Here is a 16,193-nt window from a genome sequence, read left to right as displayed (position 1 = left end):
GATAATATGGCTGAGATCTCATACATTCAAGCGATAACAGCTGCGATGAATGAAGAACTTGAAAAAGATGAAAATGTATTTATCGTTGGAGAAGATGTAGGGGGTAAAGGGGGAGTTTTCCGGGCAACAGATGGGTTATATCAGAAATACGGCGAAGAACGTGTTATTGATGCACCTTTAGCAGAATCGGCTATTGTTGGAGTTAGTATTGGTGCAGCAATGTATGGTATGAGACCAATTGCTGAAATCCAATTTGCCGACTTTATTTTGCCAGCAGTAAATCAAATAGTGTCGGAAGCTGCAAAAATCAGGTACCGTTCAAATAATGATTGGAATTGTCCAATTACAATCCGAGCACCATATGGTGGGGGAATTAGTGGAGCGTTATATCATTCACAATCTATTGAGGCGATGTTTAACAATCAACCAGGACTGAAAATAGTGATGCCATCTTCCCCATATGATGCGAAAGGATTACTAAAAGCAGCTATTCGTGATAATGACCCTGTTTTATTCTTTGAGCATAAGCGTGCATATCGATTATTAAAGGAAGAAGTGCCGGAAGAGGATTACATCGTTCCAATCGGTAAAGCTAGCGTAAAACGAGAAGGCACTGATGTCACAGTAATTACATATGGTCTTTGTGTTCATCTAGCTAAACAAGCAGCCGAAACGCTTGCTAAAGAAGGGATAGATGTTCATATACTTGATTTAAGAACTGTTTATCCTTTAGACCAAGAGGCTATTATAGAAGCAGCTAGTAAAACAGGAAAAGTGTTACTTGTGACAGAAGATAATAAAGAAGGTAGTGTGATTGGAGAAGTTGCAGCGATCATTGCAGAACATTGTTTATTTGAGTTAGATGCACCAATTCGACGACTTGCCGGTCCAGATGTACCTGCAATGCCTTACGCACACTCACTTGAAAAAGCCTTCCTAATTGATGAAGATAAAATTGAAAAAGCGGTACGAGAGCTGGCTTTGTTTTAAGCGATTGTTTGGTTAAATTGTAAGGGAGGGAAGTAAATTGGATACTAAAAAGATTACAATGCCTAAGTTAGGTGAAAGTGTTACAGAAGGGACAATAAATAGTTGGCTTGTGAAAGTCGGGGATACCGTAAACAAATATGACCCCATAGCGGAAGTCATGACGGATAAGGTGAATGCAGAAGTACCTTCCTCTTACTCGGGAGTAATAAAAGAAATTGTGCGTGAAGAGGGAGATACAGTCGCAGTCGGAGAGCTTATTTGCTATATAGAAACAGAAAATGAGCAAGAGTCAGAACAAGCTGAACAAAAAAATCAACCTTCGACAGGGAACCTTAAAGAAAGGCCAATTGAAACATCAGATGAAACTTCGATGCGTTCCAGATATTCTCCAGCGGTAGTTAAATTAGCTGGCGAACATAATATTGATTTACAATCAATTAGCGGAACAGGCCTCGGTGGAAGAATTACAAGGAAAGACATTCAAGCTTATATTAATTCCGGGAAAATGGATAAGGCACCTATTAAAGAAAAAGAAACTGAAGACCAAACAGCAATCTATTCGGCTGGTGGTAAAGATAATGAAATACCTGTGACTGGTATTAGAAAAATAATCGCGGAAAATATGACGCGTTCAAAACAAGAGATCCCTCACGCATGGATGCAAGTTGAAGTAGATGTTACCGATTTAGTTTCCTATCGAAATAAGATTAAAACTGAATTTAAGCAAAGAGAAGGTTATTCTTTAACTTATTTTTCATTTTTTGTTTATGCTGTAGCTAGGGCATTAAAAGAATTTCCAGAAGTAAATAGTACTTGGGCTGGAGACAAAATAATCCAAAGACATGATATCAATATATCTATTGCTGTTGCTAAAGAGAATGAATTATTCGTCCCAGTAATCAAAGGCGCAGATGAGAAAAGCATTAAAGGAATAGCTAAAGATATTTATCAATTGGCAGAAAAAGCACGTTCGAATAACTTGGCTCCATCTGATATGGAAGCGGGAACGTTTACCGTTAATAATACAGGTACATTTGGATCTGTTTCATCGATGGGAATTATTAATCATCCACAAGCAGCAATTTTACAAGTAGAATCGATCGTTAAACGACCAGTTATTATTAATAACATGTTTGCAGCACGGGATATCGTCAATCTTTCTTTATCGTTGGATCATCGTGTATTAGATGGATTAATTTGTGGAAGATTTTTAGCACGAATAAAATCATTATTAGAAAATATGAATGAGAAAAATATAACCATCTAATATATGAGTAGATCAAGTCTCTATAAATTGATATTATAAATTAATGTTGTTAAACTTGTATTAGATATTGTTTAGATTGATAAAGGAGATGTATCAGAATGAGTTTCAATGATTTTATGGTAGATGTAGTTAATGTTGCTCGAGAAGATATGCGAGAAGCTGGTTATGAAGAAGTAACTGAAGCTGATCAAGTAGATGAAGCGTTAACTCGAAAAGGAACAACACTAGTAATGATTAATTCTGTTTGTGGTTGTGCAGGTGGAGTTGCAAGACCAGCAGCAGCTAATGCGATACATTATGATAAACGTCCTGACCATTTAGTAACTATATTCGCTGGTCAAGATAGAGAAGCTACAGAAAAAGCACGAACATATTTTGAAGGGTATCCACCTTCATCGCCATCGTTTGCCTTTTTAGAAGATGGAAAAATTGTTACGATGCTTGAACGACATGATATAGAAGGTTCATCTCCGATGGAAGTAATCAGCCGATTACAACAAATTTTTGATGAACATTGTAAAGAAATATAAATATCGTTTTTGCTATAATGATAAGACTGACTCAGTTATTTTGAGCAGTCTTATTTTTACAAAACTCCCAATAACTGATGTGAAAAACAGAATAAAGATAAGAGGGATGTAAAGGTGAAAATCGGTTATCGGACGATTAAAACAGCTATTGCTACGCCAATTGCAATTTCAATCGCTCAGATTTTTGGTGTTACGAATGTTGCTTCAGCTGGCATATTAACAATCTTATGTATTCAGCCTTCTAGAAAAAAATCAGCAGAAAGTGCATGGCATCGATTTTTAGCTTGTATTTTAGCAATCGTTTTTTCTGTTGTTTTTTTCGAACTGTTTAGCTATTCTCCTATCGTTCTCGGTTTATTACTTGCTGTATTTATTCCGACTACAGTTTTATTAAAAATTGAAAAAGGAATTATGACGAGTACGGTTATTACGCTTAATCTTTATGGGTTCGGTAATATAAATTTTGATTTTTTATTTGATCAATTTTTATTAATTATAATCGGAATTGGAACAGGGTTATTAGTAAATTTATATATGCCTAGTTTAGATAAGCAATTAAAAGCAAAACAGAAACAATTAGAAGACAATTTTCAAATCATTTTATATGAAATTGCACTTTATATCCGTGAACAGCATATGGATTGGGATGGAAAAGAAATAACGAAAGTAGAAGAAATATTAGAAGAAGCAGATGAACTTGTAGAAAGAGATCGCGAGAATCATTTATTAAGAGATGAACATTCATTTGAAGATTACTTTATTATGCGCAGAAAACAGTTTGATTTACTTCAACAAATGTTGCCACTCGTCACTCGTTTACCAAATAGGGATGATGTGTCCGAACGAATAGCGGCATTTTTTGAAAGATTGAGTGAAGCGGTGCATCCCGGGAATACAGCAGTATTATTTTTGGATGAATTAAAAGATATTCGGACTGAATTTAAACGGGAAGAATTGCCAACCACTCAAGATGAATTTGAAACGAGAGCAAGCTTGTTTCAGCTCCTATACGATATTGAGGAATATTTAATGTTAAAAAGTAAATTTAAAAAAACAGATGTGAAAATGAAACAAAAAAAGCAAAAGAAGACAGGAAAAGCGAATTAATGTCCAGTCTCCTTATTTGTTTCAATTATAATAGGGATAGTCCGCTTAAACCAGCTGTTAATAAAGATAAGAGCATCGCAAGAACCATTAAATAAACAAATAACTTCGTTCGGCGCTCTCGCTTTGATTTTCTTTTTGGCACATGATTTTGTTTTTTCGTCACGATAAATCCCCCTTTAATACAATTTCTATTATATAGTTTATCGTTAAATGGTAAAATGAACAAGTATATAAGAATAATCGAAGTTGATTGGAGGAAATGAAATGGATCAATTATCTAAGTCGAAAGATGCTCCTAAAAAAATTGCTCATATCGGGATAGCTGTAAAAAATTTGCATGATTCGATTAACTTTTATACAGATTTACTTGGTCTCACATTAGAAAGAGTTGAAGAAGTAGCATCTGAACAAGTTAGAGTTGCATTTTTAAAAATTGGTGAATCGAGAATTGAATTATTAGAACCGTTAAGTAACGAATCACCGATTTATCGTTTTATACATAAGAAAGGCGAGGGTATTCATCACATAGCCCTTGAAGTAAATAATATTAATGATCGGCTTGCAAACTTAAAGTCGAATGGTATCCAGTTGATTAATGAACAAGCCAAAGAAGGAGCAGATAATGCCCAAATCGCATTTTTGCATCCAAAATCAACCAATGGTGTATTATTTGAACTTTGTCAACATCAAAATAAGGAGTGATGATGAATGGATATCTATAGCAAGATTAATGAACTTTATGATAAGAGAAGAGAAGTGGAACTTGGTGGCGGAGACGAAAGAATCGAAAAACAGTATGAGCGGGGAAAACAAACAGCAAGAGATCGTATTCATTATTTATTAGATGAAGGTACATTTGTAGAGTTAAATCCTTTTATGGAAACTCGTACGACGGACTTCGGTATGGACAAGGTAGAGGCGCATGGAGAAGGCGTAGTTACTGGTTATGGTAAAATTAATGGTCGTCCGGTTTATTTATTTGCACAAGACTTTACTGTTTTTGGTGGTGCATTAGGTGAAATGCACGCTAAAAAAATTGCTAATGTAATGGACTTAGCTGCTAAAAGTGGGGCACCTTTTATCGGATTAAATGATTCTGGTGGTGCAAGAATTCAAGAAGGTGTATCCTCCTTAGACGGATATGGGCAAATATTTTATCGAAATTCTATATACTCGGGAGTCATTCCTCAAATTTCTGTAATTATGGGACCTAGTGCAGGGGGAGCAGTATATTCACCTGCAATAACAGATGTTATCATTATGGTAGAAAAAACAGCTAAAATGTTTATTACTGGACCAAAAGTGATTGAAACAGTAACAGGTGAGAAAATTTCTGCAGAAGATCTCGGAGGATCTCATGTACATAATACGAAAAGTGGAAACGCTCACTTAAGTGCTAAGACTGAAGATGAAGCACTTGATATGGTTAAAACATTGCTTACATATTTGCCTGATAATAATGAGAAAAAACCTCCAATTAGCGAATATAATTCAGATGATGATAATTATCGAGGTGAACTAACGGAAATCGTTCCTTATGATACAACTAGGCCATATGACATAAAGCGAGTTGTAAATGAAATTGTAGATCCGGATAGTTTTTTTGAAATACATAAAGATTTTGCAAAAAATATTGTTGTTGGGTTTGCTCGAATAAATGGACAGCCAGTAGGATTGGTGTGTAACCAACCACGATATATGGCTGGGGGAATTGACATCGATTCGAGTGATAAGGCAGCCCGTTTTATCCGTTTTTGTGATTCATTTAATGTTCCGATTATTACATTTGAAGATGTAACTGGATTTTTCCCGGGAATTAAACAAGAACATGGAGGGATTATCCGCCATGGCGCGAAAATATTATATGCATATTCTGAAGCTACAGTTCCTAAGATAACAGTAATTGTTCGTAAAGCATTTGGTGGGGCATATGTTGCTTTAAATAGTAAGTCAATAGGTGCTGATTTAGTGTTTGCTTGGCCAAATGCGGAAATTGCCGTTATGGGACCAGAAGGGGCAGCAAATATAATTTTTTCCAGAGAAATTGCTGAAAGTGATCATCCAGAACAAACGAGACAGGAAAAAATCGATGAATATAAGGAGAAATTTGCAAATCCATATATTGCTGCAGGATTAGGAATGGTAGATGATGTCATTGATCCTCGAGATACACGAATTAAATTAATCCAATCATTAGAAATGTTATATAATAAGAAAGAAGAGCGTCCTAAAAAGAAACATGGAAATATTCCACTCTAGGAGGAAATATTCATTTTGTCTAAAATAAATAAAGAACGAATAATTAAGGAGTTTATGGAGTTAGTTAAAATTGACTCTGAAACAAAATTTGAAACGAATATTGCTGAAAAATTAAATGAAAAGTTCACTGCATTATCATTAATTGTCAAGGAAGATAATGCAAAAGAGAAATCTGGTCATGGTGCAAATAATTTAATCTGTACATTAAAAGGGAACCTAAAAGAGGTTGAACCTATATTTTTCACGGCCCATATGGATACTGTAACTCCGGGACAAAACGTTAATCCACAAATTGAAAATAATTATATTATTTCAGATGGAACGACTATATTAGGAGCGGATGATAAGGCAGGAATTGCTGTTTTGTTGGAAACGATACAGGTACTTAAAGAAAATAAAATAGATCACGGGGATATTCAATTCGTGATCACTGTTGGAGAAGAGTCTGGTTTAGCAGGGGCTAAAGCATTGGATCCATCTCTCCTAAATGCTAAGTTTGGTTACGCATTGGATAGTGATGGGCCTGTTGGGAATATCGTTATTGAAGCTCCATATCAAACAAAAATTACTTCTAAAATGTTTGGTAAGTCTGCACATGCAGGAGTGGCCCCGGAAAAAGGTATATCAGCTATAACTGTTGCAGCTAAAGCAATTTCAAAAATGAAACTTGGTAGAATCGATGAGGAAACTACGGCAAATATCGGTTATTTCAAAGGCGGAAAACAAACTCAGACAAACGTCGTTTGCGATTATGTAGAAATAGTATCTGAGGCTCGATCATTAAAGAAAGAAAAGTTAACAAACGTAGTGAATGATATAAAAGGAAAATTTGAAGAAACTGCTTCAGATTATGGTGGTAGAGCCGAAGTTATTATTGAAGAAATTTATCCAGGTTTTACTCATAAAAAGGATGATGAATTAGTACGATTAGCTTTACATGCTGCGGAAAAGCTTGGTTTACCGACAGATGTTTTAAAAAGTGGCGGCGGCAGTGATGCGAACATATTTAATGGATATGGGATACCGACTGCTAATTTGTCAGTAGGTTATGAGTATATTCATACGACAAATGAGCGAATTCACATTGACCATTTGATAAACTTAGGTGATTTAGTTGTCCAAATAATTGATGATTATTTCACTCCGTAATGTTAGCTGTTAACGTTCATTTATTCACTATTTTATTCGAATACTAGAGTGAATAAATGGGCGTTAATATATTTTCTCTAGTAAAAAAGGACGAATGAAGTATGGTAAAGAAACCAAAGGTAATTTTTCATGTCGATATGAATAGTTTTTATGCTTCTGTAGAGATGGCACATAATCCAAAGCTAAAAGGGAAGCCAATCGCTATTGCTGGAAATCCGGAGGAAAGAAAAGGGATTATTGTAACGAGTAGCTATGAAGCTCGTGCACATGGTGTGAAAACTACCATGCCTCTTTGGGAAGCTAAAAAACTTTGCCCTTCCTTAATCGTAATCAGACCGAATTTTTCCAGATACAGAGAGACATCCACTAAAATTTTTAAAATGTTATCTGAAATCACACCACTTATTGAGCCAGTTTCGATCGATGAAGGGTACTTGGATGTTACAAATCATTCTATTCATCCTATTGAATTAGCAAAGAGAATTCAAGAACAATTATTGAGCGTTTTGGATATCCCATGTAGTATAGGGATTGGGCCAAATAAATTTTTAGCAAAAACAGCTTCCGATATGAAAAAGCCATTAGGAATAACAATTTTAAGAATTCGTGATTTACCGGAGAAGCTTTGGCCACTACCTGTGAATGATATGTATGGTGTAGGAGAAAGAACCGCTGAAAAATTAAACAGTATTCATATATACTCTATTGGGGATTTAGCTAAAGCGGATGAATATGCATTAATTAATTTACTAGGGATAAATGGAGAACGATTAAAAAATAGAGCTAATGGAATAGATACCCGGAAAGTAGATCCAGACTCCATAAATGAATTTAAAAGTATCGGTAATTCTCAAACACTCCCATATGATACGACAGATGAAAGAGAAATTCATCATATTTTACTTCAGTTGGCAACGAGAGTGGAAGAGCGTTTACAACGTAGAAAATTAAAGGGACAGACAGTTCAATTAATGATCCGCTATCATGATCGTAAAACAGTTACAAGGAGTAAAAAGCTACCAAATTTCATTGATGATAAAGAAGCAATTATCCATACTATTTATGAATTATTCAAAGAGAACTGGACATTAGAACCAGTTCGTTTATTAGGTGTTACAGTTCAAGATTTACTGGAGAGTCAATATGTTGTACAACAATTAGATTTGTTTACATATGAGGAAGAAATGAAAAGACATCAAATCACAGAAACAATTGAACTGCTAAAAAAGAAATATGGGGAAGATACGTTTAAAAAAATGACGTCAAAAAAAGAGAATGAAAAATTACTACGGACCAGTTTTCAAAAAGACTTTCTTGATGATTATAAAAAATAAAGTAGCTTGGACAAACGTATTTTTATGAAAGAGAAGACGAACTATGCTCGTTGTATGGACAGCATCGGAAATATACTTCGCTCTCACCACAGTCCTAAAAGCGACATCTGGTAGTACACACACGGTTCGTCCCATCGGAACGCTTGCTGTTTCCTAGAGCGGAAAGGAAGTCCCAGTGTTTGCGTTGGTCACTAATCTTTTTGGTGAGACGAAAGCGTTGCTACAGTCCAAGGACGTGACCGCTTTTTAGCCGAAGAAGAGTCTACGTATATTTCCTACGCTAAACAAATATATTGTTCGTCATTAGAGTTGTTAGCTTCTTATATAAACAACTATTACTAAGATTGAAACGAAAGGTGGCGACTCCTGCGGGATAAAAGGCATCGGTGAGACTCACAAGTGAGATATTTAGGAAGGCCAACTAACATCGCCCTTTGCGGGCAACTTCGGCATACCCCTCGTCGGGGCACCGCCCGCGGTAAAGGAGACACAGAGAAAGCAAGTGCTAGCGTTGCTTGAACTGATGTCGCTCTTATGCCTGTGGTGAAAGCGACCACCTGTAGTGGAAATCGAAAACTATTAGTAAATAATATAGTTATTCGTTCGAATTTTCTATTGAATTAGTACTTATGAAATTCATTCATTTAAATAAACGTTTAACTAATTTAAAGCCGATTTTGCTATTTGGGTAGCGAACTGGAAAATCTATTTTTTTCGACTGTTTTAGTATACTTTTTTGATGAGAGAATGTGAGAAAACTGTATTTTCCATGATAAGCACCCATCCCACTTTGACCTACACCACCGAACGGAAGGTGAGGGTTGGCAAGATGATAAAGGGTATCGTTCATGCAACCACCACCAAATGATACAGATTCTAAAAGATTTTTCTTTTTCTTCTTTGACGAACCAAAATAATAAAGTGCCAATGGTTTTTCTTTTTCTTTAATTATTTGGATTACTTCATCTAAATCCGTAAAAGTAAGAATGGGTAAAACTGGGCCAAAAATTTCCTCTTTCATTATTGGGTCTTCCCAATTTACTTCATCTAAAATGGTTGGTTCTATTTTTAATTGGTTTAAATCTACATTTCCTCCTAGGATAATCTTTCCGCTATTTTCTAATAAATTTTCCAAACGGTTTAAATGTTTCAAATTAATAATTCTAGCATAATCGTGATTTTGGAGGGGATGTTTGCTGTATAAAGAAACAATAGCTTTACGTAAAGCTTTCATAAAAGCACTTTTTACTTTTTTGTGTACATAAACATAGTCGGGAGCAACACAAGTTTGTCCGGCATTGGTAAATTTACCCCAAGCTATTCTTTTAGCAGCTAATTTAATGTTTGCATCCTTATCAACGATCGTTGGGCTTTTACCACCTAACTCTAACGTAAGAGGTGTAAGATAATCACTTGCTTTTTTCATGATTATTTTTCCAACATGACTACTTCCAGTAAAAAATATGTAGTCAACTTGTTCATTTATTAGTTTATCTACTACATATTTATCTCCTTCTATGACTGTAATATAATTAGGATCAAACGTATTTCTAATTAACATTGCTAAAAGACTTGATGTTGCAGGTGTTAGTTCAGATGGTTTTATAATGACTGTATTTCCTGCAGCAATCGCTCCTATTGTCGGTGCAAGTGCTAATTGAAGAGGATAATTCCAAGGAGAAATTATAAGTGTTACTCCATACGGCTCATAAGCAATAAAACTTTTCGTTCCTGTATGGGTTAAAGGCGTTGATACTTGCTTATTTTCCATCCAGCTTTTTAAATGTTTTAACGTATGATTAATTTCTGCATAAAGAATTCCTAGTTCAGTCGTAAAGGCTTCTTGTTTTGATTTATTGAGATCTTTCATTAATGCATCATATATTTCCTTTTCATTCGATTGTAACATGGACTTTAATGCAAGTAATTGTTTCTTTCTGAATGAAAAAGATTTAGTTATGTTTGTATTGAAAAACTCTCGTTGATTGGAAACAACAGATTTCATTTTTAACCATCTCCTCATATTTCAAAGGTAAAAAAATCGTGGGCTAACATCGTGTTTGGAAATATTGCACGAGCTTCCGTGAGTAAACGATCTAAATCGCCGTTTTGATATCTAGATGAAATATGTGTAAGAATTAATGTACGTGCATTACTATCTTTTGCGAGTTTTGCCGTTTGTTCTGTAGTGCTATGGAAATAATTTTTTGCTAACGATTGGTTATCAGCACTAAATGTCGCTTCATGTACTAAAAGATCAGAGTTTTGAATAAATGTAGCATGATGTGGTACGTATCTTGTATCGCCAAAAATACTGATTATTTTTCCTTGCTTAGGTTTCCCGATAACATCTTTCCGATAAATGATCCGACCGTCTTTTAGGACTGTTTTTTCATTACTTTTTATGTCACGGTAAATCGGCCCCGGTTCAATGCCTAACTCTTCTAGTTTTTGAACATTTAATTCTCCGATTTTTTCTTTCTCTTTAATTCGATATCCATAGCTTTTAATATTATGGTCTAATAAAACAGCATCAACAATAAAAGAATCATCTTCAAAAATTTTTCCTTCATCTACTAATTCCACATAATGTAGTGGATAAGATAGATGAGTATTACTTATATGTAAAGACGTTTCTATATATTGTTTGATTCCTGATGGTCCATAAACAGTTAAAGGGTCTTTTCCTCCTTGAAATGATCGGCTGCTTAAAACCCCCGGTAAACCGAAAATGTGATCACCATGTAGATGTGTAATAAAGATTTTATTTATTTTTCTAGGTTTAATAGATGTATGTAATATTTGATGCTGGGTAGCTTCTCCACAATCAAATAACCATAGATGATTAATTTCTTGTATTAAGTCTAACAAAATGGCAGTCACATTTCTTTCTTTTGAAGGGATTCCTGCTCCAGTTCCTAAAAACGTTATTTTCATTTCAACTAACTCCTTGGTAAAAAATTGATTCTGTTGTGTAAAGTATACCCATTTTACCACAATAAGAGCAGATAAAACATGAGATCTCTTTTAGACAATAAATATTTATGTCATCTAACGCTCTTTTTAATAGTCTTACGTTCTATGATATAATAGAATGATAGTATTTTTCGATTTTTGGAGGATTTATTTATGTCAAATCAGACACCAATGATGCAACAATATTTACGAATCAAGGCTGAACATCAAGATGCTTTTCTCTTTTTTAGATTAGGCGATTTTTATGAAATGTTTCATGAAGATGCTATTAAAGCCGCTCAGGAATTAGAGATTACGTTAACAAAAAGAGACTCCGGACAAAAAGAGCCAATTCCAATGTGTGGCGTACCATATCATTCTGCAGAAGGATACATAAAAACACTCGTTGAAAAAGGGTATAAAGTAGCTATTTGTGAGCAAGTAGAAGACCCTAAAACTGCTAAAGGGGTAGTGAAGCGAGAAGTAGTACAATTAATTACCCCGGGAACTGTCATGGAATCATCTATGTTACACGAAAATGAAAGTAATTATATCGGAAGTCTTACTCATTTTCAGGACGGATCTTTTGTTATTGTCTACCATGAATTATCAACAGGTGAATCACAACTTATTCTATTAGAAGAAGATATTACTCAAGTGATTCATGAATTAGCGAACCAACAGATTAAAGAGCTAGTTATCGGTACTAGTTTACCAGATTCGTATCGACGTCAATTAGAAGCTCAGTTACAAATCGTTCTTTCCTATGAAGATGAAGTGAATTTTGTTGGAGAGTTTCGTGACCTGGTGGAAGATTTAAATGATGAACGATTTTTAAAAGCGTTCAGCAGAATATTAAACTATATCGTACGCACTCAAAAACGGTCGTTACATCATTTACAAAAACCACATGTCATTCAGCTGCAAAACTATGTTTCTCTGGATATGTATTCGAAAAGAAATTTGGAATTGACAGAAACAATTAGGCAAAAAGACAGATATGGTTCACTGTTATGGGTTTTAGATAAAACAGTCACTGCTATGGGAGCAAGAATGTTAAAAAAATGGGTCGAAAGGCCATTAATGGATCAACGGCAAATTACGGGACGTTTAGAAGTCGTTGAACAGCTTTACGGTGCTTTTATGGAGCGCGACTTGTTAAGAGAAACATTAAAATCGGTTTATGATTTAGAGCGCTTAGCTGGACGAGTATCATTTGGTAATGTCAATGCAAGAGATTTAATCCAGTTAAAACAGTCTTTAAAATCGATTCCAAACATAAAAAATATACTGAATGAGTTTTCGAATTCAAATATAAAAGCAATCAATGACAAGTTAGTTTATCCAGAAGCGCTTGTTACGTTATTAGAAGAAAGTATTATTGACGAACCTCCTATGTCAATTAAAGAAGGAAATATTATTAAAAATGGATATAATGAGCAGTTAGATACGTATCGCGATGCTTTAAAAAATGGGAAAGCTTGGATTCTCGAGTTAGAAAAACGAGAGAAAGAAATCACGAACATTAAATCGCTTAAAATTGGTTATAATCGGGTATTTGGCTACTATATAGAAATTACGCATGCAAATAAACATTTAATACCTGAGGGTAGATATGAAAGGAAACAAACCTTAACAAATGCTGAACGGTATATCACTCCAGAACTGAAAGAGAAAGAGGCACTTATCTTGGAAGCACAAGAAAAAAGTGTGGAATTGGAGTATGAACTGTTTGTTAAAATTAGAGAAGAATTAAAAAATGAAATTGAAGCTATTCAACAATTAGCAACTATAATTAGTCAAATTGACGTATTACAATCTTTTGCCGAAATAAGCGAACAAAATAACTATAAACGACCAACGTTTGTAGAAAACGATTTATATATTAAAAATGGCCGTCATCCAGTGATTGAGAAAGTAATGGAGGATGGTACATATGTTCCGAACGACGTTACATTAACAAAAGAGGAGTTTATTTTACTCATTACAGGGCCTAATATGGCTGGAAAAAGCACCTATATGCGTCAGCTAGCTTTAACAATTATTATGGGACAGATCGGTTGTTTTGTTCCTGCTGACCAAGCGAAATTACCGATATTCGATCAAATCTTTACTAGAATAGGCGCTGCAGATGATCTTGTCCGTGGTCAAAGTACGTTTATGGTTGAAATGTTAGAAGCAAATCATGCATTATCCCATGCTACAGATAAAAGTCTTATTTTATTAGATGAAATTGGAAGAGGTACAAGTACATACGACGGGATGGCATTAGCACATGCGATCGTTGAATATATTAATAATAATATTAAAGCAAAAACATTGTTCTCTACTCATTACCATGAGTTAACGGACTTAGAGGAAAGCTTAGAACATGTGAAGAATATCTATGTACGTGCAGAAGAATACGATGATAAAGTCGTCTTTTTACACAAGGTAGAGGTCGGTAGGGCGAATGAAAGTTATGGTATTCATGTTGCAAAGTTAGCGGATTTACCTGATGAGTTAATTAAACGGGCGACAATTATTTTAAAAGAGTTAGAAAGTAAACAAAAGCAGATCAATGTAAAACAAGATGAATTACAAACCCAATTATCGTTTTTTGATGAACCAAAACAACAGAACGCTAAAAAACTTACAAATAGTGAAAATGAAGTAGTAAAAGAACTAAGAGAAATAAACCTTTTAGAAATGACACCATTAGAAGCAATGAATAAGTTGTATTCTTTACATCAGAAAGTAACAAAGTGAAGGCGGTGAGAATGTGAAAATACGTCAACTTCCGGAACATTTAGCGAATAAAATTGCAGCAGGTGAAGTAGTCGAAAGGCCTGCTTCCGTAGTGAAAGAACTTTTGGAAAACAGTATTGATGCCAATAGTTCCATGATTAAAATCGAATTACAAGAAGCAGGTTTATCGCAGATTAAAGTTACAGATGATGGAGACGGGATGTCGAATGATGATTGTAAACGAGCATTTTTACGACATGCAACAAGTAAAATCGCCTATGATGCCGATCTCTTTCATATAAAGTCACTCGGATTTAGAGGGGAAGCATTGGCAAGTATTGCTTCAGTGAGCAAGCTAACTATCAAATCGTCATTAGGAACAGAAGCTGGAATCAATTTATATTTAGAAGGCGGTAAATTAGTTGATGAAGAAAGAAGCGATGCAAGAAAAGGAACGGAAATTACCGTAAATAATTTATTTTATAATACTCCTGCCCGTCTAAAATATTTAAAAACAATTCATACAGAACTTAGCCATATTACAGATTTGATTTATCGTTATGCGTTAGCTCATCCAACAGTTAGATTCCAAGTAGTACATAACGGGAAATCTATCTTTAATTCGCCAGGGTCTGGAAGACAATTACAAGTAATTTCACAAATTTATGGGATGCAAGTTGCCCGAAATATGATAGCGATTCAAGAGGACACAATTGATTTTTCGGTAAAAGGATTTATTGCAAAGCCCGAAGTAACACGGTCTAATCGAAATTATATAACGATCATTGTGAATGGCAGGTACATTAAGAGTACCGCCCTTTCCCACGCTATTATCAGAGCATATGATACGTTATTACCGATTCATCGATACCCTGTCGTTGTGTTGTCTATCGAATTGGATCCTATTTTAGTAGATGTTAATGTTCATCCAACAAAATTAGAAATCCGCTTCAGTAAAGAAAAAGAACTAATTCATTTATTAGAAAACATGATACGTGCGGCATTTAAAGAAAAAACGTTAATTCCTACGATTGAGCATAAGCAAAAAAGGGAAAAGATAAATGAAAAAACCGAGCAGAATAGTTTCTCACTTCATCCTGTTTTTAATCAAACGGTCGCTGATCAGCAGACAGAGATGGTCTCATCTTCAGTTCAAAACAATTCACCTTCAGTATCGAATAGTGAATTACGAGAAGAAGAATTTAACGATGAACCTCTAATGCAAACAACTAATGTAGTAGAAGACGTAATGGAGACAAATACGTCTAAAAATGAACAAACAAATGACCGAATACCTGCCATGTACCCAATAGGGCAATTACAAGGGACGTATATTTTAGCACAGAATGAATCAGGCTTTTACATGATAGATCAACATGCTGCTCAAGAAAGGATTAAGTATGAATTTTATAAAGAGAAATTAAGTTATCCAAATAAGGAGATTCAGCAACTTCTTTTTCCACTTTCATTCGAATTTACAACGAATGAAATTAGCTTTATTGAAAATCATCATGATGAACTAAACCAAGTAGGTTTATTCCTGGAACCTTTTGGAGAAAATACGTATGCAGTTAGATCGTATCCAAATTGGTTTCCACAAGGGGCCGAAGAAGAAGTAATTCGAGATTTAGTTGATCAAGTGATTCATGAGGGGAAAACAAATATTGGGAAATTACGAGAAGAAATTGCAATTATGATGTCATGTAAAAAATCAATAAAGGCGAATCATTACCTAACTAGCCAAGATATGAACCGATTATTAGAAGATTTAAGAAATACTAAGGATCCATTCACTTGTCCGCATGGAAGACCTGTAATTATCCATTTTACCTTCTATGAAATTGAGAAAATGTTTAAACGAGTGATGTAAGTATA

At 34.8% G+C, this 16,193-nt stretch carries 13 protein-coding genes; 10 read left to right on the top strand and 3 right to left on the bottom strand.

Translation table 11 applies throughout. The features are described 5' to 3' along the window. Positions 1–6 precede the first annotated feature (6 nt). The 4 genes from SPD48_RS04075 (at position 7) to SPD48_RS04060 (ending at position 3,894) form a co-directional block, all read left to right on the top strand. Positions 7–990: an alpha-ketoacid dehydrogenase subunit beta gene (locus SPD48_RS04075; RefSeq protein ID WP_336256782.1), complete on the top strand. Its 984-nt coding sequence runs from the start codon at positions 7–9 to the stop codon at positions 988–990. A 37-nt stretch (positions 991–1,027) separates the two neighbouring features. Further along, on the top strand, positions 1,028–2,257 hold the full coding sequence (locus tag SPD48_RS04070) for a dihydrolipoamide acetyltransferase family protein (protein WP_336256781.1): 1,230 nt from the start codon (positions 1,028–1,030) through the stop codon (positions 2,255–2,257). Positions 2,258–2,355: 98 nt separating this feature from the next. Further along, positions 2,356–2,787: a BrxA/BrxB family bacilliredoxin gene (locus SPD48_RS04065; RefSeq protein ID WP_336256780.1), complete on the top strand. Its 432-nt coding sequence runs from the start codon at positions 2,356–2,358 to the stop codon at positions 2,785–2,787. Between the two features lie 114 nt (positions 2,788–2,901). Continuing rightward, positions 2,902–3,894 carry an aromatic acid exporter family protein gene (locus SPD48_RS04060; RefSeq protein WP_336256779.1) on the top strand — a complete coding sequence of 331 codons (993 nt, stop codon included), beginning with the start codon at positions 2,902–2,904 and terminating at the stop codon, positions 3,892–3,894. 25 nt (positions 3,895–3,919) lie between these two features. On the opposite strand, the gene prli42 is transcribed toward SPD48_RS04060, so the two are convergent. After that, positions 3,920–4,057, bottom strand: coding sequence for a stressosome-associated protein Prli42 (gene prli42, locus SPD48_RS04055; RefSeq protein ID WP_336256778.1), 138 nt, complete (start codon positions 4,055–4,057; stop codon positions 3,920–3,922). A 101-nt stretch (positions 4,058–4,158) separates the two neighbouring features. Here prli42 and mce point away from each other — a divergent pair, with 101 nt between their 5' ends. From mce to SPD48_RS04035, 4 genes are all read left to right on the top strand, one after another. After that, on the top strand, positions 4,159–4,596 hold the full coding sequence (gene mce, locus SPD48_RS04050; RefSeq protein ID WP_336256777.1) for a methylmalonyl-CoA epimerase: 438 nt from the start codon (positions 4,159–4,161) through the stop codon (positions 4,594–4,596). 6 nt (positions 4,597–4,602) lie between these two features. Continuing rightward, on the top strand, positions 4,603–6,153 hold the full coding sequence (locus tag SPD48_RS04045) for an acyl-CoA carboxylase subunit beta (protein WP_336256776.1): 1,551 nt from the start codon (positions 4,603–4,605) through the stop codon (positions 6,151–6,153). Between the two features lie 15 nt (positions 6,154–6,168). Further along, entirely contained in the window at positions 6,169–7,302 is a 1,134-nt protein-coding gene (locus tag SPD48_RS04040) for a M20/M25/M40 family metallo-hydrolase (RefSeq protein WP_336256775.1), read from the top strand. 101 nt (positions 7,303–7,403) lie between these two features. Then, positions 7,404–8,636, top strand: a complete 1,233-nt coding sequence (locus tag SPD48_RS04035; RefSeq protein WP_336256774.1) for a DNA polymerase IV — start codon at positions 7,404–7,406, stop codon at positions 8,634–8,636. Positions 8,637–9,276: 640 nt separating this feature from the next. Here SPD48_RS04035 and SPD48_RS04030 read toward each other — a convergent pair. Continuing rightward, the gene (locus SPD48_RS04030; RefSeq protein ID WP_336256773.1) at positions 9,277–10,641 is read right to left on the bottom strand and encodes an aldehyde dehydrogenase; all 1,365 of its coding nucleotides are present in this window, start codon (positions 10,639–10,641) and stop codon (positions 9,277–9,279) included. 14 nt (positions 10,642–10,655) lie between these two features. Next, positions 10,656–11,573 carry a ribonuclease Z gene (rnz, locus tag SPD48_RS04025; RefSeq protein WP_336256772.1) on the bottom strand — a complete coding sequence of 306 codons (918 nt, stop codon included), beginning with the start codon at positions 11,571–11,573 and terminating at the stop codon, positions 10,656–10,658. A 192-nt stretch (positions 11,574–11,765) separates the two neighbouring features. Here rnz and mutS point away from each other — a divergent pair, with 192 nt between their 5' ends. Together mutS and mutL are read left to right on the top strand one after the other, a co-directional pair. Continuing rightward, a complete protein-coding gene (gene mutS, locus SPD48_RS04020) occupies positions 11,766–14,339 on the top strand; it encodes a DNA mismatch repair protein MutS (protein WP_336256771.1) in 2,574 nt (857 codons plus the stop codon). A gap of 13 nt (positions 14,340–14,352) precedes the next feature. Then, positions 14,353–16,188, top strand: coding sequence for a DNA mismatch repair endonuclease MutL (gene mutL, locus SPD48_RS04015; RefSeq protein ID WP_336256770.1), 1,836 nt, complete (start codon positions 14,353–14,355; stop codon positions 16,186–16,188). The last annotated feature ends 5 nt before the right edge of the window (positions 16,189–16,193 follow it).

The organism is Pseudogracilibacillus sp. SE30717A (assembly GCF_037071985.1).
Taxonomy (GTDB): domain Bacteria; phylum Bacillota; class Bacilli; order Bacillales; family Amphibacillaceae; genus Pseudogracilibacillus.
This window is presented reverse-complemented; position numbering and strand designations above follow the sequence as displayed.

Excerpts from the sequence above, each read along its gene's own strand:
- SPD48_RS04075 (WP_336256782.1), top strand. The coding sequence starts at position 7 with ATGGCTGAGATCTCATACATTCAAGCGATAACAGCTGCGATGAATGAA.
- SPD48_RS04065 (WP_336256780.1), top strand. The coding sequence starts at position 2,356 with ATGAGTTTCAATGATTTTATGGTAGATGTAGTTAATGTTGCTCGAGAA.
- mce (WP_336256777.1), top strand. The coding sequence starts at position 4,159 with ATGGATCAATTATCTAAGTCGAAAGATGCTCCTAAAAAAATTGCTCAT.
- SPD48_RS04045 (WP_336256776.1), top strand. The coding sequence starts at position 4,603 with ATGGATATCTATAGCAAGATTAATGAACTTTATGATAAGAGAAGAGAA.
- SPD48_RS04035 (WP_336256774.1), top strand. The coding sequence starts at position 7,404 with ATGGTAAAGAAACCAAAGGTAATTTTTCATGTCGATATGAATAGTTTT.
- SPD48_RS04030 (WP_336256773.1), bottom strand. The coding sequence starts at position 10,641 with ATGAAATCTGTTGTTTCCAATCAACGAGAGTTTTTCAATACAAACATA.
- rnz (WP_336256772.1), bottom strand. The coding sequence starts at position 11,573 with ATGAAAATAACGTTTTTAGGAACTGGAGCAGGAATCCCTTCAAAAGAA.
- mutS (WP_336256771.1), top strand. The coding sequence starts at position 11,766 with ATGTCAAATCAGACACCAATGATGCAACAATATTTACGAATCAAGGCT.